General features: G+C 66.0%; 17 protein-coding genes and 2 tRNA genes. 15 read left to right on the top strand and 4 right to left on the bottom strand.

The window, feature by feature from the left end; all coding sequences use genetic code 11:
- Positions 1-12: 12 nt before the first annotated feature.
- The 10 genes from J7I92_RS10720 to J7I92_RS10675 all read left to right on the top strand — a co-directional run bounded on the left by J7I92_RS10720 (position 13) and on the right by J7I92_RS10675 (position 10,934).
- Entirely contained in the window at positions 13-963 is a 951-nt protein-coding gene (locus J7I92_RS10720; protein WP_214840319.1) for an NAD-dependent epimerase/dehydratase family protein, read from the top strand.
- Positions 964-1,257: 294 nt separating this feature from the next.
- Positions 1,258-1,977 (top strand): hypothetical protein, encoded by a 720-nt coding sequence (locus tag J7I92_RS10715; RefSeq protein WP_214840318.1) that lies wholly within the window; start codon positions 1,258-1,260, stop codon positions 1,975-1,977.
- A gap of 92 nt (positions 1,978-2,069) precedes the next feature.
- The gene (locus tag J7I92_RS10710) at positions 2,070-2,843 is read left to right on the top strand and encodes a class F sortase (RefSeq protein ID WP_214840317.1); all 774 of its coding nucleotides are present in this window, start codon (positions 2,070-2,072) and stop codon (positions 2,841-2,843) included.
- Positions 2,844-2,917: 74 nt separating this feature from the next.
- A complete protein-coding gene (locus J7I92_RS10705) occupies positions 2,918-3,970 on the top strand; it encodes a 3-isopropylmalate dehydrogenase (RefSeq protein ID WP_214840316.1) in 1,053 nt (350 codons plus the stop codon).
- Between the two features lie 101 nt (positions 3,971-4,071).
- Positions 4,072-5,184 (top strand): branched-chain amino acid aminotransferase, encoded by a 1,113-nt coding sequence (locus J7I92_RS10700; RefSeq protein WP_214840314.1) that lies wholly within the window; start codon positions 4,072-4,074, stop codon positions 5,182-5,184.
- A 246-nt stretch (positions 5,185-5,430) separates the two neighbouring features.
- Positions 5,431-6,228, top strand: a complete 798-nt coding sequence (locus J7I92_RS10695) for an MBL fold metallo-hydrolase (protein ID WP_214840312.1) — start codon at positions 5,431-5,433, stop codon at positions 6,226-6,228.
- A 60-nt stretch (positions 6,229-6,288) separates the two neighbouring features.
- Positions 6,289-7,065 carry a fumarylacetoacetate hydrolase family protein gene (locus J7I92_RS10690; RefSeq protein ID WP_214840310.1) on the top strand — a complete coding sequence of 259 codons (777 nt, stop codon included), beginning with the start codon at positions 6,289-6,291 and terminating at the stop codon, positions 7,063-7,065.
- A gap of 115 nt (positions 7,066-7,180) precedes the next feature.
- Complete coding sequence (gene gltX, locus J7I92_RS10685; protein WP_214840308.1) at positions 7,181-8,695, top strand: glutamate--tRNA ligase; 1,515 nt, start codon at positions 7,181-7,183, stop codon at positions 8,693-8,695.
- Complete coding sequence (locus J7I92_RS10680) at positions 8,695-9,441, top strand: HAD family hydrolase (RefSeq protein WP_214840306.1); 747 nt, start codon at positions 8,695-8,697, stop codon at positions 9,439-9,441. The genes gltX and J7I92_RS10680 overlap by 1 nt, the downstream gene beginning before the upstream one ends.
- Before the next feature lie 32 nt (positions 9,442-9,473).
- Positions 9,474-10,934, top strand: a complete 1,461-nt coding sequence (locus J7I92_RS10675) for a YdiU family protein (RefSeq protein ID WP_214840304.1) — start codon at positions 9,474-9,476, stop codon at positions 10,932-10,934.
- A 22-nt stretch (positions 10,935-10,956) separates the two neighbouring features.
- Here J7I92_RS10675 and J7I92_RS10670 read toward each other — a convergent pair whose 3' ends face one another.
- A complete protein-coding gene (locus J7I92_RS10670) occupies positions 10,957-11,646 on the bottom strand; it encodes an SGNH/GDSL hydrolase family protein (protein ID WP_251039785.1) in 690 nt (229 codons plus the stop codon).
- Between the two features lie 5 nt (positions 11,647-11,651).
- On the bottom strand, positions 11,652-11,867 hold the full coding sequence (locus J7I92_RS10665) for a hypothetical protein (RefSeq protein ID WP_214840302.1): 216 nt from the start codon (positions 11,865-11,867) through the stop codon (positions 11,652-11,654).
- A gap of 182 nt (positions 11,868-12,049) precedes the next feature.
- On the opposite strand from J7I92_RS10665, the gene J7I92_RS10660 reads away from it, so the two are divergent.
- From J7I92_RS10660 to J7I92_RS10645, 4 genes are all read left to right on the top strand, one after another.
- A tRNA-Gln gene (locus tag J7I92_RS10660) sits at positions 12,050-12,121 on the top strand.
- Positions 12,122-12,251: 130 nt separating this feature from the next.
- Positions 12,252-12,324: transfer RNA gene (locus J7I92_RS10655), tRNA-Glu, on the top strand.
- A 327-nt stretch (positions 12,325-12,651) separates the two neighbouring features.
- A complete protein-coding gene (locus J7I92_RS10650) occupies positions 12,652-14,415 on the top strand; it encodes a dynamin family protein (RefSeq protein ID WP_251039800.1) in 1,764 nt (587 codons plus the stop codon).
- The gene (locus J7I92_RS10645) at positions 14,412-16,025 is read left to right on the top strand and encodes a GTPase (RefSeq protein WP_214840298.1); all 1,614 of its coding nucleotides are present in this window, start codon (positions 14,412-14,414) and stop codon (positions 16,023-16,025) included. The genes J7I92_RS10650 and J7I92_RS10645 overlap by 4 nt, the downstream gene beginning before the upstream one ends.
- Before the next feature lie 15 nt (positions 16,026-16,040).
- Here the strand turns inward: J7I92_RS10645 and J7I92_RS10640 are convergent, their stop codons facing one another.
- Together J7I92_RS10640 and J7I92_RS10635 are read right to left on the bottom strand one after the other, a co-directional pair.
- Positions 16,041-16,592 carry a DUF1697 domain-containing protein gene (locus J7I92_RS10640; protein WP_214840291.1) on the bottom strand — a complete coding sequence of 184 codons (552 nt, stop codon included), beginning with the start codon at positions 16,590-16,592 and terminating at the stop codon, positions 16,041-16,043.
- A 92-nt stretch (positions 16,593-16,684) separates the two neighbouring features.
- Entirely contained in the window at positions 16,685-17,404 is a 720-nt protein-coding gene (locus tag J7I92_RS10635; protein ID WP_011692361.1) for an IclR family transcriptional regulator, read from the bottom strand.
- Positions 17,405-17,516: 112 nt separating this feature from the next.
- On the opposite strand from J7I92_RS10635, the gene leuC reads away from it, so the two are divergent.
- Positions 17,517-18,971, top strand: a complete 1,455-nt coding sequence (gene leuC, locus J7I92_RS10630; protein ID WP_214840289.1) for a 3-isopropylmalate dehydratase large subunit — start codon at positions 17,517-17,519, stop codon at positions 18,969-18,971.
- The last annotated feature ends 16 nt before the right edge of the window (positions 18,972-18,987 follow it).

The following is an 18,987-nucleotide window of genomic DNA, read 5'->3' as shown; positions in this document are numbered from 1 at the left end:
TGCGGGTAGGAAATGACGGAGGGTGCGATGCGGGCGGTGGTGCTGGGCGGAACGGGGGCCTTGGGCGGCGCGACGGCGTTGCGCCTTGCCCGGGCCGGTTGGGACGTGGACGTGACCGGCCGCGACGCATCGCGAATGCCCGTCGAGCTTTCAGAGGCAGGCGTACGTTTCCACCGGCTCGGGCGCAACGATGGCCGCGGCATTAAGCAGCTCGTGGGCGACGGCACGGACCTGCTGGTCGACCTTGTCGCGTACACCGCCGCTGACGTCAGGTCCATCCTTCCGGCAATGGCATCGGCCGCCACGTTAGTACTGGTGTCGAGCCGGGCGGTCTACATGGACGCTGCCGGCAGGCATGTCAACGGCGGCGACTCCCCCCGGTTCGAGGGCCCGGTCCGCGAGGACGCCCCCACGCTGCCGCCCGCCGGCGACGACACGGACCCGTTCACGAGGGAAGGGTATGCTCCCTGCAAAGTCGCCGCTGAGCTTGCCGCCCTCGACTCCGGCCTTCCGGTTACCGTAATCCGCCCCTCGAAGGTCCACGGCCCCTGGGCTCGGAACCCGCGCACAAAAGGCGTCGTCGAGCAGATGCTCCGCGGGGAACCGGCTATTGAGCTGGTTGACCCGGGCACGGTCGACCATCTCACCGCCGCCGCCAATGCCGCCGCCCTGATCGAAACTGTGGCGGCGCACCCCGGGACGCGCATCCTGAATGCCGCCGATCCTGATACCCCTTCAGCTGCCGACATCGTGCGAGCCATCGCCGCGCAACTCGGATGGAGCGGGGCAATTGATCCGGTCCCGAACGGGCTGAACCGAGGGCACCATCCGTGGCGGACGGCAATGACCTTGGACAGCACCGCAGCGCGGAACCTCGGGTACACGCGGGCCGGGAACGCCCTCGAGTTACTCGCAGAGGAAGTCGAATGGGTCCGGACACAAGCCGACCCTGGGGCGCGCTGAGGGCTTCCTGTCCGGCACGCCTCCAAGTAGTCCACTCCATTCTTGCGAGTGAGCGCCATCACGAAGCAAGTAATTAGTGCCTGCGGGCTACTGAGTAAACGGGTACCTGTTACTCGGGTTTAGCCCCAGCGCGAAACGTAGCCTGAAAAGGCAAGCGAACTGATGACACTGTCTGGGGAGTAACTGTCACCTTCAATTCGCTGATGAGGTCTCACACGGTTTCTGTGGTCTCGAAGACGGTTACTCCCTGCAGCCCGGTCGGTTCGAATCGGATTTGCTATGGAGGGACCGAACATGAAACGAACGATCGCCACTCTGGGGGTGGTAGGCCTCGGGCTGATGGGGGCCACAGTCGCGGCAAACGCAGCGCCACCAGGCACTATTACTATTTGCCATGCCACAGGCTCGGCATCCAACCCCTACCTTCTGGAAACCATCAGCCTCAGTGCGTTGGCCGCCCACGTGGGCGATACCGGTGACATCGTGCCGGAGAACCTGGGCGACGTCATGCCGCAGGGCCAGAATCTGACAGTGGCCAACATCGCACTCCTGGCCAACGGCTGCGAGCAGCCCGGCCCGGTGGTTCCCGTGGATCCTGACCCGGTGGATCCGGATCCGGTGGATCCCCCCGGCCCCGTCGTGGATCCTGTCGATCCTGATCCCGTGGACCCTGATCCGGTGGATCCGGCAGTCCCGGATCCGGCCGATCCTGCTCCTGCGGACCCAGTTGATGTGGTTGTCCAGGTTGACAACTCGGTCCCGCCGGCAGCCAACCAGCCTGCGGCAGTTCCCCCGGCACACACCACGGTGACCCCGGTTGCGTCGACGCCGGTTGCCGCTACCGGAGCAGCTGCCCCCGCGGCGAGCAACGAAGGTTACAACGTCCAGACGGCCGTTGGCGGTTCCGGCACGGGGATCCCGGCCTGGCTGGCCGGACTGACCGGACTCTTTGTAGCGGCAGGGGCATGGGTGCTCGTAAGCAGCGGAGTGCGCTCCCGCGGCGCGAACAGCTAGGGAACACCCGGAGGCGGGGTGCCGTAACTATCCGGTACCCCGCCCTTCCTGTCTTCAGCAATTTCGTTTCAGCATCCCCAGGAGCCCTCGTCATGGTCAAACACCGCCGGAGCCAGCAGGTACGTGTCGCCGGGATCCATGGACTGATGCTGAGCCTCAGGGACGTGCTGGTGCTGGGCATCTGCGCCGCGGGGCTTCTCGCAGCCTGGCTGGTCTATGGCCTGACGGGTCCGAGCCACGGATCGGCGGCTGCCGGGGAACCGGCGGCAATCGTGCTCTCGGGCCCCGTGACAGGATCGCCTTCACCGAAGGAACCAGCAGCGCAGAAGGAACCAGAAGCGGCAGACCCGGCTGGACCGCCTGCCGTGCGGCTCGCCGTCGGCGGTACGCCAGTGGCGCCGCCGGCCCCTTCCTACCCTGCTGCGTCGGCCCCGCAACGCATCACATACCCGGCCGCTGGCATGGACGTTGTGGTCCACCCCTTGCAGCCCGACTCCGTCGACGCCGGCAGCCACAGCATCGTGCCGCCGGAGACCATGGACGGATACTGGCTTTCCGCCTTCGGGACGCCCGGAGCCGGATCCGCCAACACCAGCTACGTCATCGGCCACAGCTGGGAGGGGCTGGACGCGCCCTTCAACCACCTGAGTTCCGCCGCTGCAGCCGGCGATGAGCTGACGGTCACAACCGCCGCCGGCAGCATGACCTACCGGGTGGAGTCGGTCACCACCTATACGAAAGCGACGTTGAAGGACAGTCCCATCTGGGCGGTGGTCCCCAACCGGCTGGTGCTCATCAGCTGCTACACCGAGGACCCGTGGGGCAAGAATGTCGCCGTCGTTGCTTCGCCCGTGGCGGGGCGCTGACACTACGCAGTGAAGTTGTTTCGAATATTGAGACAACTTGACCATCATGTGGATGGCTTGGCTACCCTGAAAGCATGAGCGCATCCACCATTAATCTTGCTGTCATTCCCGGCGACGGCATCGGCCCCGAGGTCATCGCCGAAGCTTTGAAGGTCTTGGAGAAGGTTGTTGCCGCTGAAGGCGTCACCCTGGAGCAGACCCACTACAAGCTGGGAGCCCAGCACTGGCTGGAGACAGGGGAGACCCTCCCGGATGAGGTACTCAACGATCTTCGCACGCGGGACGCTATCCTCTTCGGCGCAGTCGGCGCGGCCCCCGGTGACACCCGGATCCCGTCCGGCATCATCGAGCGTGAAATGCTGCTCAAGCTTCGCTTCAGCCTGGACCACTTCGTCAACCTGCGCCCGTCGCGCCTCTTCGGCGGCGTGGGCAGCCCGCTCGCCAACCCGGGCAAGATCGATTTCATTGTGGTGCGCGAAGGCACAGAGGGACCCTATGTGGGCAACGGCGGCACTCTCCGCGGCGGTACCCCGCACGAGGTTGCAACCGAGGTTTCCCTGAACACGGCCCACGGCGTGGAGCGGGTTGTCCGCGATGCCTTCCGCCGGGCCAGCGAACGGCCGCGCAAGCACGTCACCCTCGTTCACAAGCACAATGTGCTGGTCTTTGCCGGACACTTGTGGAAGCGGACGGTTGAGGCGGTGGCGCAGGAATTCCCGGACGTCACCCACGACTACCTGCACATCGACGCCGCCACGATCTTCATGGTCACCGACCCCTCACGCTTCGACGTGATCGTCACTGACAACCTTTTCGGCGACATCATCACCGATCTCGCCGCTGCCGTCACCGGAGGCATCGGCCTGGCGGCTTCCGGCAACATCAACATGGAGCGCACCGCCCCGTCGATGTTCGAGCCGGTGCACGGCTCGGCTCCTGACATCGCCGGCCAGCAGAAGGCAGACCCCACCGCGGCGATCCTGTCGGCCGCGCTGCTGCTGGACCATCTTGGGTACACTGACGCCGCGAAAAAGATCGAAGCCGCAGTCATCGCCGACGTCGAAAGCCGCGATGGCCGGGAACGCACCACCAGTGCTGTCGGAGACGCAATCGCCGCCGCCCTTTAGGGCTCCTCATCAGGCGTAAGCTTGTTTCGAATCACCAACATGCTGCCGTGGTCCGACGCTGAACCACGTTCACACGCCAGGCAGCCGACCGTGGAGGAACCATGACTCAGACTGCCCATGGCGTCGAATTCACCCAGCAGCCCTCGGCAACCCCGAAGTCTGCTGAAGAGCGTGCAGCCATCCTGGCGAACCCAGGCTTTGGCAACTATTTCACCGACCACACCGCCATCGTCGACTACAGCGTCGACGAGACCGGGAAGGGCGGCTGGCATGACGCGCGCGTTGAGGCATACGGTCCCATTTCGCTTGACCCGTCGGCAGCGGTGCTGCACTACGGCCAGGAGATTTTCGAAGGGCTCAAGGCCTACCGCCATGGTGACGGCTCGGTCTGGACGTTCCGTCCGGAGGCCAACGCCGCGCGCCTGAACAAGTCGGCCCGCCGGCTGGCGCTCCCGGAGCTGCCCGAAGAGTACTTCCTCGGCGCCATCCGTGAGCTCGTGCAGGCTGACCGGGAATGGGTTCCGGCCGGGGACGGCGAAGCGCTGTACCTTCGCCCGTTCATGATCGCCACCGAAGCGTTCCTCGGCGTCCGCGCCGCCAGGGAGGTCTCCTTCCGTGTCATCGCTTCGCCCGCGGGCAACTACTTCGGCGGCGAACTGAAGCCCGTGTCGATCTGGATCTCGCGGGAGTATGCCCGCGCAGGACGCGGCGGCACCGGCGCAGCAAAGTGCGGCGGCAACTACGCCGCATCCCTTATCGCCCAGCAGGAGGCCGAGGCCCACGGCTGCAAGCAGGTCCTTTTCCTCGACCAGTTCAACGATAACGCTGTTGAGGAACTCGGCGGCATGAATGTGTTCTTCGTGATGAAGGACGGCTCGCTGGTGACCCCCGCCCTGACCGGAACCATCCTTGAAGGGGTTACCCGGATGTCGGTGATGCAGGTGGCCAAGGACATGGGCCGCGCGGTGACCGAGCGGAAGATCACCCTGGATGAATGGCGCGACGGCGTTGCCTCCGGCGACATCGCCGAGGTGTTCGCCTGCGGCACGGCCGCCGTCATCACGCCGATCGGCGTCCTGAAGGACGCCACCGAGTTCATCGGCTCCGAGGACGCAAAGGCCGGGGAGACCACCATGGCCATCCGCGAGAAGCTTCTCGGCATCCAGACGGGCGTCGTGGAGGACACCCACGGCTGGCTGACGCGCCTCGCCTGACCGTAGCTGACTGACGCACGACGGCGGTCCGTCCACTTCGGTGGGCGGCCGCCGTCGTCGTTCCCGCCTTTCCCCCGGACGCTCCCTCACTTCCTGCCGCCCTTTACCGGACGCTCTCTCCCTTCCTGCGGGTTTTTCCCCGACGCTCTCTCACCGGCGCCGGAGGACGCTGGTAGAGGTGAGAGAGCGTTCGCCTGTTTGCGGTAATAAGGTGAGAGAGGGTTGGAACGGTGCCAAGATGGACGGGTGACTTCCGAGAACACAGCGACCGCCGGCAGCGCTTCGCTCCGGCAAAGCAGCACCTTCACCCGCTTCCGGCTGGCCCCGAATCCCGGCCCCATGAGCCTGGACGGCACGAATTCTTATGTGATCGGCATGCCCGGCTTACACCAAGTGGCAGTGGTGGACCCTGGCCCTGTGGATGAGCGCCACCTCGCTGCCCTGGGAGCGGCCGGGCGAGTCGGCGTCATACTCATCACGCACCGGCACGCGGACCACACAGCGGCGTCGGTCCGCTTCCGTGAACTGACCGGGGCGCCGGTCCGTGCCGCGTCCGCCGAATACTGCCACGGCGGCGATCCCCTCGCCGACGGCGAGATCCTCACCGCGGGCGGCGTTGACATCCGAGTCGTGGCGACGCCCGGCCACACCTCCGACTCCGTCTGTTTCCACCTGCCTGATGACGGTCCCGCAGGGTCGGTCCTTACGGGGGATACGATCCTTGGGCGCGGCACCACGGTGCTGGATTATCCGGACGGGCGGCTCGGCGATTATCTGGCCAGCCTGGACCGGCTTGAACGGCTTGGACCGGCTACGCTGCTCCCGGCCCATGGCCCGGTGCTGCCCGCCCTGGATGCCGTCTGCCGTGAATACCGGCAGCACCGCAGGCTGAGGCTGGATCAGATCGGGGCCGCATTGTCGCGGCTTGGGCACAACGCTTCCGTCGCGGCAGTCACCGACGCCGTGTATCCCGACGTCGACCCTTCCGTCAGGCGGGCCGCCGAAACGTCAGTGGCGGCGCAGCTGGAGTACCTCCGCAGCTGAGTGCCCGGCTGACGCAGGCCCGTCGCAGGAAGGCGGGTTCCTGACGGTAGGCTTGGGCCCATGCGTATTGCCCGATTTGTAGCTGATTCCGATCCCCTTTACGGCGTTGTTGAAGGCGAGCCCGGCAGTGAAGAAGTCACTGTCATCAAGGGCGACCCTTTCTTCAACGGCGTTGAACGCAGCACCGTCAAGTACAAGCTTGAGGACGTGCGGCTGCTGGCCCCCATCATTCCGCGCAGCAAGGTAGTGGGCGTGGGACGGAACTTCGTTGAGCACGCCGAGGAACTCGGGAACGAGGTGCCGCAGCAGCCGCTGCTGTTCCTGAAGCCGAACACCTCGGTTGTTGGCCCCAATGATCCGATCGTGCTGCCGGAATTCTCGGAGGAGGTTTCCTTCGAGGCCGAGCTGTGCGTAGTGATCGGACGAATCTGCAAAGACGTTCCCGAGGACCGGGTCGACGACGTCATCTTCGGGTACACCTGCGGCAACGACCTGACGGCCCGCGATGTGCAGAAGACGGACCTGCAGTGGGCGCGCGCCAAGGGCTTTGACACCTCGGCGCCGCTGGGGCCGTGGATCGAGACCGAACTGGACACCGAGGACCTCAGGATCCAGGGCCGGCTCAACGGGGAACTCCGCCAGGACGGCAGCACGGCCCAGATGATCCGGGGCGTCCGCGAACTCGTCTCCGTCGTCTCGCAGGCCTTCACGCTGCTGCCCGGCGACGTGATCATGACCGGCACCCCTGCCGGAGTGGGCCTGGTTGTGCCCGGTGACCGCTTCGAGGTTGAGATCGAAGGCATCGGGCGCCTCTCCAACCCGATCGTCCGCCGCTAGCCACAAATGCATTGACCAAGGACAGCCGCCCGGGAATCCCCGGGCGGCTGTCGGTTTCCGCGGCCGGTTCGACGGCGGGGCCCTGCCCCGGTCAGGCGGTAAAGTTGGAGGCACTATGACTACTCCTTCTGTGTCCAACGCCGTCTCCAGTCCTGCCGTCACCGCCGAAACCCCGGTCCGGGTGCGGTTCTGCCCGTCGCCCACCGGCACCCCGCACGTGGGCCTGATCCGGACGGCATTGTTCAACTGGGCGTACGCCCGGCACACCCAGGGGACCTTCGTCTTCCGCATTGAGGACACGGATGCGGCGCGGGACTCGGAAGAGAGCTACGAGCAGCTGCTCGAGGCGCTGAAATGGCTGGGCATCTCGTGGGAAGAAGGCGTCGAGACCGGCGGACCGCACGAGCCGTACCGCCAGTCACAGCGCCTGGACCTGTACAAGGACGTGGTGGCCAAGCTCCTGGAAGCCGGCTACGCCTATGAGTGCTACTCCTCGCCGGAAGAGGTTGAAGCGCGCCACCGCGCCGCCGGCCGCGACCCCAAACTGGGCTATGACAACTTCGACCGCAACCTCAGCGACGAGCAGATCGCCGCGTTCCAGGCGGAGGGCCGCGATCCCGTACTCCGCGTCCGCATGCCGGACGAGGACGTGACCTTCACCGACATGGTCCGCGGCGAAATCACCTTCAAGGCCGGGAGCATTCCGGACTACGTGATCGTCCGTGCCGACGGCTCCCCGCTGTACACCCTGGTGAACCCGGTGGACGACGCCCTGATGGGGATCACCCACGTGCTCCGCGGCGAGGACCTGCTGTCCTCCACGCCCCGCCAGGTGGTGCTGATCCGCGCACTGATGGACATCGGCGTCGCCAGCTACATGCCCGTGTTCGGCCACCTTCCCTACGTCATGGGCGAGGGCAACAAGAAGCTGTCCAAGCGTGACCCGCAGTCCAACCTGTTCCTGCTCCGGGACCGCGGCTTCATCCCCGAAGGCCTGCTCAACTACCTCTCCCTGCTGGGCTGGAGCCTGTCCGCCGACGAGGACATTTTCACCGTGGACCAGCTCATCGAGCACTTCGACGTCCACGACGTCCTCGCCAACCCGGCACGCTTCGACATCAAAAAGGCCGAAGCGATCAACGGTACCCATATCCGCATGCTCGAAGCGGATGACTTCAGGGACCGCCTGGTTCCGTACCTCCGCGCAGCCAACCTGGTGGGGGACACTCTCACGGAGCGCGCGAAGGAAATCCTCGCCGAGGCGGCACCGCTGATCCAGGAGCGCATCTCCCTGCTGGGCGAAGCACCCGAAATGCTGGCTTTCCTGTTCAAGAACGACGACGGGATTGACATTGCGGATGACGCCCGCAAGGGTCTGCCCCAGAACCTGGACGAGGTACTCGACGCTGCACTGGCAGCGCTCGAGCCCCTTGAGGACTGGACCGCAGAGAACATTCAGACCGCCCTGAAGCAGGCGCTTGTGGAGGATCTGGGCATCAAGCCGCGGCTGGCCTTCGGTCCCGTCCGGACAGCGATCTCCGGCCGCCGGATCTCCCCGCCCCTGTTCGAATCCATGGTGATCCTGGGCAAGGAATCGTCCCTGGCGCGCCTGCGCGCTTTCCGCGGCTGATGACGGGGCAGGCACGGGTGGAAGCCGGCGTCGTCCTTGACCGCCGCTTCGGCCCGGTGGGCGGGGTCCTTTTCGATATTGACGACACGCTGGTTGACCTTGCCTTCTCCATGACCACGGCACTGCGCGACGTCAGTGAGCATCTCCTGCCCGGCTTGGACCAGACCGGGTGGGAGAAGTTCGGCAGGATCTTCACGCACGAAACCACGCATTACTACGACCGCTACCTGGCGGGCGAACTGACCTTCAACGAGCAGCGGCTGCTCCGGGGGCGTGCGGCCCTGGGGCATTTCGGGGTCGACCTGGGCGAAGGCGATGAAGCCCATACCTGGCTCACTTCCTACGCCCGCCTCCAGCCGAGCTACGTCAGGGCGTTCGAGGACGTTCCGCCGTTGCTGGACGCACTCGACGCCGCCGGCATACCCTACGGCGCCGTCAGCAACAACGTGCATGACTACCAGCGCGCCAAGCTGGACAGCGCAGGGCTGGAACGGATCCGCAGGCTCGTCGGCACGGACACTGTGGGAGTGCCCAAGCCCGATCCCGCAATCTACCTGGAAGGGGTGCGGCTGCTGGGCAGCTCCCCGGACAGCACGCTTTATGTCGGCGACAACCTGCTGCTCGATGCAGAAGGTTCGACGGCGGCCGGGCTGGTCGGCGTCTGGCTGAACCGTACGGGGGAGTCGGCTCCGGACTACCGGGGGTACGAGGTCGGGACACTGTTGGAGCTGCTGGTCCAGGCGTAGCGGGGCCGTGATCCCGCCGCTAGTCTTAACCGATGAGTACCGTAACCCCATCAACGCTTACGTTTGACGGGCTCTTCGCCCGGGAGCTGGCTGAAATGGCCATCCCGTGGCGGGCGGAAGCGGTGCCGGATCCGAGGCTGCTCGTGCTCAACGAGCCCCTTGCCGCCGAGCTTGGTTTTGACCCTGCCGCCCTCAGGAGCCCCGAGGGTCTGCATCTCCTGACAGGCAACCGTCTTCCCGAGGGAGCGACCCCTGTAGCGCAGGCGTATGCCGGCCACCAGTTCGGCTGGTTCACGCCCCGGCTCGGCGACGGCCGGGCGGTCCTGCTCGGCGAGGTGGTGGGCGGCGACGGGCGCCTGAGGGACATTCATCTCAAGGGCTCCGGGCGCACGCCATTCGCCCGGGGAGGTGACGGGCTCGCCGCAGTCGGTCCCATGCTGCGGGAGTACGTCGTGAGCGAGGCCATGCACGCCCTGGGCATCCCGACGACGCGCTCCCTTGCGGTGGTGGCCACGGGGCAGCCGGTGTACCGGGAGACCGAGCTGCCCGGGGCCGTGCTCACACGGGTTGCCAGCAGTCACCTGCGGGTTGGCAGCTTCCAGTATGCGCGGGCGACGGGTGATGTTGAGCTCCTGCGCCGTCTCGCGGATCACGCAATCACCCGGCATTACCCGGCAGCCGCGGATGCGGACAACCCGTATCTCGCCCTGTTTGAGGCGGTCATAGCCTCCCAGGCCTCGCTGGTGGCGAAGTGGATGCTCGTCGGATTCATCCACGGGGTCATGAACACGGACAACATGACGATCTCGGGGGAGACCATCGACTACGGGCCGTGCGCCTTCATGGAAGCCTTCGACCCAGCCACGGTGTACAGCTCCATCGACGAAGGTGGACGCTACGCCTACGCCAACCAGCCGGTCGTTGCGGAGTGGAACCTGGCCAGGCTCGCCGAGGTTCTCCTGCCGCTGATTCACGAGGACCAGGAACAGGCGGTTCCACTTGCGGTCGAGTCCCTCGAAGCTTTCCGCCCCCGGTACAGTGCCAGCTGGTCGGCCGGCATGGTGGGGAAGCTTGGGCTGCAAACGCACGACGACGACGTGACCTCCCCTGTGGTGGACGGCGTGATCGCCGTGCTCCAGGCAGGGCGCGTTGACTACACAACGTTCTTCCGGAGGCTTGGCGCTGCGGCACGGGGCAACGCGGAACCCGTGCGCAACCTGTTCGCCGACCCGGCCGCTTTTGAGGCCTGGGCGGAGAGTTGGCTGGCCCTCGCTCCGGACGCCGCCGCGATGGACCGGATCAACCCGTTGTACATTCCCCGGAACCACCTCGTGGAGGAGGCTCTGTCCTCGGCTGCCGGCGGTGATCCGGGCCCGCTCGAACGGCTTCTGGAAGCCGTAACTGCTCCCTACGACGAGCGTCCCGGGCTGGAACGTTACGCCGCCGGCGCCCCGGAAAGCTTTGGCCCGTACCGCACCTTCTGCGGAACGTGATGCGCCGGCCTGGACGATCCTTTCAGCTGGGCGGGGCGGCGATGACCTCGGTTCTGTCAGCCTGGTGGCGCTGCTTCACCAGGAAGGCGATGGCCCGTGCGATTTTTGCGCCTCCCAAGGCAGACGGCTCGATCGGGTTGGCGTAATCGCCGTCCTCGCCGCAGATGAGGCGAAGGTCGATCAGGGAGATGCCCAGGCCGAAGGCGGCGCGCGTGATGCAGTCATTGAAAATCGCAAGGGCTGTTCTGATGGTCCGGTAACCGGGGCCTGTAGAAGGAGTGTCGTAGATGGTGCATACCGCAGAGGGCAGGCCAGTGGAGGCAACTGCCTGTGCCATGGCCTGGTAGCCGGCAGCAAAATCGTCCTGTGCCGCCGCCAGAATGTTCAGCGCCTCAGTCACATCTCCCGCCGGCATCTGCAGCAGGTGGGCAAAACCGAGCGCATCATTGCCCCCGACGCTGACCACAAGGTGCGTTGCGTCCTCCGGCAGGAGGCGCAACTGCCGGCGCACCCCGGCAATCACGTCGCCGTCGAGGGCCAGCATGGTGGCCTTCCACCCGGGCGGGAGCTCCTCGCGCAACTGCATGATGACACCCGGGTCTTCGCCCACGTACGCCTTGTTGTCGAAAATCGAGTCGCCCAGCAGCACCACGTGGCCGGCTGGCCGGGGCCCGTCCGCTACCCTCATGGCCTGCCCATGACTTTCACCCATGACCTTCACTCCGGTTCACCGTCAATGCCGGCGGTGCTCCAGCCATAGGGATTCACTCCCGACCCGCTGCCGCGGCGATGGTCATACCCCTGCTGCCAGGCGTCCCTGACGGCGGCGACCAGGTCGCCCAGCAACGGGTAGTAGGGGTGGTCGGGCCCGATGAAAATCATCTCCTCGCGCGCCCTGTCGATGATCCTGCCAATATCGCTCACCGTGCTCATGCGGCATACTGACATGAAATATTTCCCGTGGCGAGGGCAGCAAGGTGAGGGGGTGACGGAGCTAACAGTCCATGACGCCGCTGCCGATTTGTGCACGGCCGGTGTCTCGGGTAAAGTAATTACTCGTGCTGAGGCGCTCGGAGCGCAGGTTTCATCCTGCGGGACCGGCCCGAAAGCGACATTGGGATATGGTGTAATTGGCAACACTACGGTTTCTGGTACCGTCATTCTAGGTTCGAGTCCTGGTATCCCAGCTCAGAAATACCGGCGCTATTACGCGGGTTTTCTGGAATTTCAAAGCGAATTACCGATTTGAAATTCACGCTGAGTGTGTGAAAGAATCACTTAGCCCGAACGGCAGAAATGCTGATCGGAAAAGTACGCGGCCCCATCGTATAGCGGCCTAGTACGCCGCCCTCTCACGGCGGTAACGCGGGTTCGAATCCCGCTGGGGTCACAAAAAGCAGGCTCCGGGCAGCAGCCCGGAGCCTGCTGTGTTTAACGCGTTGAATTGGATTCGTCCTGATATTGCCGTTTCGCACTCCGGCACTTCCGATGTCGCACTTCCGGGATGCATTGCTTTTTGCCCGCTTATATTTTCTGGCGCTTTACTTTTTCTCCTGCTGCTCTTCCGGAGGGGTCCGGCCCACAAAATCATGTGAACTGGCATGATGATGATGTGACCTCTTCCAACGAGCCGGTACCGTTCTCCAGGGACGCGTCCCCCGCGGATGCGCCTCCCGGCGACGCGCTGTTTCCGAACAGTGCATCCCCTGCCGACGCACTGCCCGGCGGCCGGAAGCAGTCATCCCCGGGGCAGGCAGCTGAAGCTGTGGCCGTTCTGGAGGACGTTCACCGTGATCTGGCCGCCCTCTCGCTTCCGCTGGCCCTGCCCGGCGTCGAGGAAGCCCGGCTGGACATCCGCAAATCCGTGGCGCAGCTCGAGGATTACATCCTGCCCCGATACCGAAGCCTGGACGCGCCGCTGCTGGCCGTAGTCGGCGGCTCCACGGGCGCGGGCAAATCCACACTGGTCAACGCCCTCGTTGGCCATCCCGTGACACGGGCAGGAGCAATCCGGCCCACCACACGGCAGCCCATCCTCCTCCATCATCCTGCCGATGCTGCCTGGTTTGAGGACCAGCGTGTCCTGCCGCACCTCAGCCGCATCCGCGGCGCCGTCGTCTCCACCCGGATCCCGGCCAACCAGGCCGGGCCGGCTCCGGACCCGGCCTCGATCCCTTCGCTCGTTCTGGTGGGCGACACCGCCGTGCCTGCAGGAATAGCCCTTCTTGACGCCCCGGACGTTGATTCCGTCTCCGATGAAAACCGCAGGCTCGCGGGCCAACTGCTGGCAGCGGCTGACCTGTGGGTTTTTGTCACCACTGCCAACCGCTATGCAGACGCGGTGCCGTGGAAGCTGCTGCTGGACGCTGCTGCCCGGGACATTATGGTTGCCGTGGTGCTCGACCGGGTTCCCGCGGCCGCGGAAGAGGAAGTCAGCGCTGACCTGCGTGCCATGCTGGCACGCGAGGGGCTTGGCGAGGCGGAACTGTTCATCGTCCCCGAAGTCGTCCTTGACGCCCTCGGCATGCTTCCGGCTGCCGCCGTCGAACCGTTGAAGACCTGGCTGACAGGTCTTGCCGCCGATGCCGCGGCCCGCGGGGACATCGCCCGGCGCACCCTCAATGGGACAGTGAGGGCATTGGGACAGCGGGTCCTATCCGCTGCGGATGCAGCCGGCGGGCAGAAGAGGGCAGCCGGGTTGCTTGCCGCCGATGCCCGGAGCGCATACCAGGACGCAGTGGCCAGGATTCTCAATGCCACCAAGGACGGTGCCCTCCTGCGGGGCGAAGTGCTGGCACGCTGGCAGGACTTCGTCGGAACCGGCGAATTCTTCCGCAATGTCGAACAGAACATCGGCAGGCTCAGGGACCGGATGGGAGCATTTTTCCGGGGTGAGCCCCCTCCTGCGGTCAAGGTGGAAACTGCCATCGAAACGGGGCTGCAGGCCGTTATCCTCGACGAAGCAGCCAACGCGGCGGAAGACACGGACCAGCGCTGGCGCTCCCACCCGGCGGGCAGGCAGCTGCTCGGAACAGATGACCTCTCGGGAACGGCCCCGGGCTTTGCCGATGATGTTGCGGCCGAAATCCGGGCGTGGCAGGGGAGCCTGATGGAACTGATCCGGACCGAAGGACAGGACAAGCGGACCCAGGCCAGATGGCTGTCGTTTGGCATCAACGGCCTCGGCGCGGCCCTCATGATTGTGGTGTTTTCGATGACTGCGGGCCTGACCGGACTGGAAATCGGCTTGGCGGGCGGCACCGCCGTTGTTGGTCAGAGGCTGCTCGAGGCCTTCTTTGGCGAGGACGCCGTGCGCCGCCTTGCCCAGACCGCCCGTGAGGACCTCCATGCCCGGTGCCAGAAACTTCTGCAGGGCGAGCAGGAGCGGTTCCTGGAACGGCTGGACTTTGATGAGGGCCCCTCGGCCGAGGTCCTGGCCGGACACGCAAGGTCACTGGCCCGGCTGGCGGACGCCGCATGAGCCGCCACGGCCTGGCCCGGGAAGCCACCCGACTGGGAGCCAGGCTGGAGGCGCTCAACAGAGCCCGGGAACTGGCCGAAGGGGTGCTGCCGGATACGGCGCTGGACGACGTCTTTCAGGTGCTGGACCGTGCCGGTTCGCGGCGCTCCCTGTCGGCGGATCACACCGTGGTGGGGTTTTTCGGTGCCACGGGCAGCGGCAAGTCAACGCTGTTCAATGCGGTCAACGGGGCTGAAATAGCGACGGCGGCGGCGCGCCGGCCCACCACATCGGAACCGCTGGCCAGTGTCTGGGGAGCCGAGGGCAGCGAGCCTCTCCTTGACTGGCTGGATGTACGCCAGCGCCATTATGCCGATCCGGTCCCGGGGTTCGCAGACGAATCCAGCGGGCTGATCCTCCTGGACTTGCCGGACTTCGATTCGACGAGGACCGCCAACCGGGAAACGGTGCAGCGGCTCGTGGGCATGGTGGACGTCCTCGTCTGGGTGCTCGATCCGCAAAAGTACGCCGACGCGGCCGTGCATCAGGATTTCCTCACCCCACTGGCGTCCCATGGCGCCGTAACACTGGTGGTGCTGAACCAGATCGACAGGCTCCCCGCAGCCGATGTGCCGCTGGTCTTGGAATCACTGAAGGGAATCCTCGCGCAGGACGGCCTGGGCAAAGTCCAGGTCATTGGGGCTTCTGCGCTTTCCGGTGCGGGGGTTGACAAGGTCCGGGCTGCAATCCGTGGAGTCGTCGCGCAGAGGGCGGCCCTTTCCTTGCGCCTCTCCGCCGATGTCACCCGGGCCGCTGCCCGCCTGCTTGAGGTCTCCGGTGACGGGGAGGCTGCCGGGGTGAAAGGAAGCGCCCGCTCCCGGCTTGCCGAAGAGCTGGCAGTGGCAGCCAATGTCCCCCTTGTGGTCGACGCAGTAGGCCGGTCCTACAGGCAGGAGTCTGCCCGCCGCACCGGCTGGCCGGTCACAAGGTGGCTCGTGCGGTTCAGGCCGGACCCGCTGCGGCGCCTGAACCTGCGAAGCGATACCAGCCCGGAAGTAAACAGAACCTCGCTGCCAGCGGCGGGAGCGCCGGAACGGGCCCGGACCGACGCTGCAGTCCGGGAATTTGCAGACACCGCGAGTGACGGCGCGCCCGGTCCTTGGCGGGCATCGATCCGGAGTGTTGCCCGTGCGGGCCGCGACAGGCTTCCGGACGCCTTGGACCAGGCGATTGCGGGCACTGACCTGAAGGCCGGAAGGAAATCCTGGTGGTGGGGCCTCTTCAACGTGGTCCAGTGGCTGGCGCTGCTGACAGCCGTGGGCGGTCTGGCATGGCTCGGTGTACTCGCCGTCCTAGGCTACCTGCAGCTGCCGGTCCCCGAGGTGCCCCGGGTGGAGGGCTGGCCAATCCCCACTCTCATGATCGCGGGCGGGGTGCTGCTGGGGATCCTGCTCGCCGTCACCGCGAAATTCATTACCGCGGGATTTGCACGTGCGCGGGCAACGGCGGCGGGTAAACGCCTTAAGGCGGCAGTCAGCCGGGTGGCGGGGCAACACGTCATCGAGCCGGTGGAAGCGGAAATCGGCCGATTGAGTGCCTTCAACGAGGCACTCAAGGCTGCCGGCAAGTAGCCGGGCTGCGGGTAGTCAGGCGGCGCCGGGTTCGGTGGCGGCTGCCGCGTCGCGGACCTTGATCATGGTGCGGAGGTTCCGCGTCGTCGTTGAGGCCTTGTACCTTGGCTTGGCGGCGAGCTTGCTGAAGGGGCTCTCCAGGGTTCCTCCGGCCGGTGCCAGCCATGCTGTGGCTTCCGGCCCCAGCCTGGCCTGTTCCACCCCGCCAAGTCCCGCCGCGGCGTCGAAAAGTTCGTCAAGTGCCGCGGGGTCCGAAGCCAGGGTGATATACGTATGCGTCGCCTTGTCATCGGCAGGGTAGGGGCAGGCCTGCACCAGTTCGGCCACCCGGTCCGCAGTCAGTACCACCACCCAGGCGACGTAGCCGAAAGAGTCCCGGAGGCAGGCCTCGAAAACGCCTTTGACGGCGGCAGGGTCCAGCTCGCTCGCCAGCACCACGTTGCCGCTGGCCAGCAGCGTCTTCACACCCTCGAAGGGGCATGCCTTGAGGGCCGTCTTGAGATCCGCCATCTTGATGTTGATGCCACCCACGTTGATGCCGCGGAGGAAGACTGCATAGCTGGTCATCGGCCCAGAATACTGCCTGCACGGCTGATGAGGCTCAGGCGGGACCCGCTGTGGCCAGCTGCGCCACGATGCCGGTCCCGGGTCTGGTGCACCTAGTCGTTGTTCTTGCGGAGCGCCTCTGTGAGCACGCGGGCGGCGTTGCAGACGACTTCGGCGTGCAGCCTGCCCGGCTGGCGGGTCAGTCGTTCGATCGGACCGGAAATGGAAACCGCGGCAATCACCCGTCCGGACGGTCCGCGGACAGGCGCCGAAACGGAGGCGACTCCAGGCTCGCGTTCGCCGAGGCTCTGGCCCCAGCCCCGCCGTCGTACCCCTGCCAGGACGGTGGGCGTGAAACGCGCCGCCTGCAGCCCTTCCAGGAGCCGGTCGTGGTCCTCCCAGGCGAGCAGCACCTGGGCCGCGGAGCCGGCCTTCATGGAGAGCTGCGTTCCCACCGGAATGGTGTCGCGGAGGCCGATGGGGCGCTCGGCGGAAGCGACGCAAACGCGCCAGTCACCCTGCCGGCGGAAGATCTGCGCGCTTTCGCCGGTGGCGTCGCGCAGCTGCATCAGGACCGGTCCGGCGGAGGCGATCAGCCGGTCCTCGCCGGCGGCGGAGGCGAGCTCCACCAGGCGGCTCCCCAGCACAAAGCGTCCCTGGATGTCGCGGCTGACAAGCCGGTGGTGAACCAAAGCCAGGGCAAGCCTGTGTACCGTCGGCCTGGCGAGGCCGGTGGCCGCCACCAGCTGCGCCAGAGTGGTGGGGCCAGCCTCAAGTGCGTCAAGCACATGGGCCGCTTTATCGATGACACCGACTCCACTAGAATTGTCCATGTACTGATATTGCCGTCTCAATATCTGAGATGCAAATCATTTCGCTGGCGTAGGGCAAGGGCGTGCTGGTTCAGTGGATACAAACAGCCAACAGCAGTGAAGGGAGATGGCCATGGCAAAGACATTGGCCGAGAAAGTCTGGGACGCGCACGTGGTGCGCAAAGGCGACGGTGAAGGTGCCAACGCTCAGCCGGACCTTCTCTACATCGACCTCCACCTGGTGCACGAAGTCACCTCGCCGCAGGCCTTCGAAGGACTGCGCCTGGCCGGCCGCCGGCTGCGCCGCCCCGACCTCACCATTGCCACCGAGGACCACAACACCCCCACGCTGGACATCGATAAGCCTATCGCGGATCTCACCAGCCGGACCCAGATCCAGACCCTCCGCAACAACTGCGAGGAATTCGGCGTCCGGCTGCACAGCCTCGGCGACGCCGAGCAGGGCATTGTCCATGTGGTCGGCCCGCAGCTCGGGCTGACCCAGCCCGGTATGACGGTGGTCTGCGGCGACTCGCACACCTCCACGCACGGAGCTTTCGGCGCGCTGGCCATGGGCATCGGCACGTCCGAGGTGGAGCACGTCATGGCTACCCAGACGCTGTCCCTGAAGCCGTTCAAAACCATGGCGATCAACGTCGAGGGCACGCTCCGCCCCGGCGTTTCCGCGAAGGACATCATCCTGGCGGTCATCGCGAAGATCGGCACCGGCGGCGGCCAGGGCTATGTGCTCGAGTACCGCGGCTCCGCGATCCGCGCGCTGTCCATGGAAGCCCGGATGACCATCTGCAACATGTCCATCGAGGCCGGTGCACGTGCAGGCCTGGTGGCCCCGGACCAGACCACGTACGACTACATGTACGGACGCCCGCACGCGCCGCAGGGCGCGGAGTGGGACGCCGCCGTCGAGTACTGGAACACGCTCCGCTCCGAAGACGACGCGACGTTCGACGTGGAAGTGGACCTTGACGCCGACACCCTGGAGCCGTTTGTTACCTGGGGAACCAACCCGGGCCAGGGCGTTTCGCTGTCATCCAATGTTCCTTCGCCCGAGGACTTCGGCGACGAGAACGCCAAGGCAGCTGCCGAACGCGCCCTGCAGTACATGGGCCTGGAGGCCGGCACGCCGATGAAGGAGATCCGGGTGGACACGGTCTTCCTGGGCTCCTGCACCAACTCCCGGATGGAAGACCTGCGCGCCGCCGCGGACATCATCCGCGGCCGCATCAAGGACCCGAAGATCCGGATGCTCGTTGTTCCCGGCTCGGCACGCGTCCGGCTTGAGGCTGAAGCGGAAGGCCTGGACAAGGTCTTCAAGGACTTCGGTGCCGAATGGCGCTTCGCAGGGTGCTCCATGTGCCTGGGCATGAACCCGGACCAGCTGGAGCCGGGCGAACGCTGTGCGTCGACGTCGAACCGCAACTTCGAGGGACGCCAGGGCAAGGGCGGCCGCACGCACCTCGTCTCACCGGTTGTGGCCGCAGCCACGGCCGTCCGCGGCACGCTCAGCTCGCCGTCGGACCTGGACCCCGCTCCGGAGTCCGCCGCCGTGCGCATCGATGCAGCTTAGACGCGCAGCCTAGCCA

It is taken from the genome of Arthrobacter sp. ISL-72 (assembly GCF_018613755.1).
Taxonomy (GTDB): domain Bacteria; phylum Actinomycetota; class Actinomycetes; order Actinomycetales; family Micrococcaceae; genus Arthrobacter.
The sequence above is the reverse complement of the archived record's forward strand: the minus strand, read 5'-3'. Positions and strand labels throughout refer to the sequence as shown.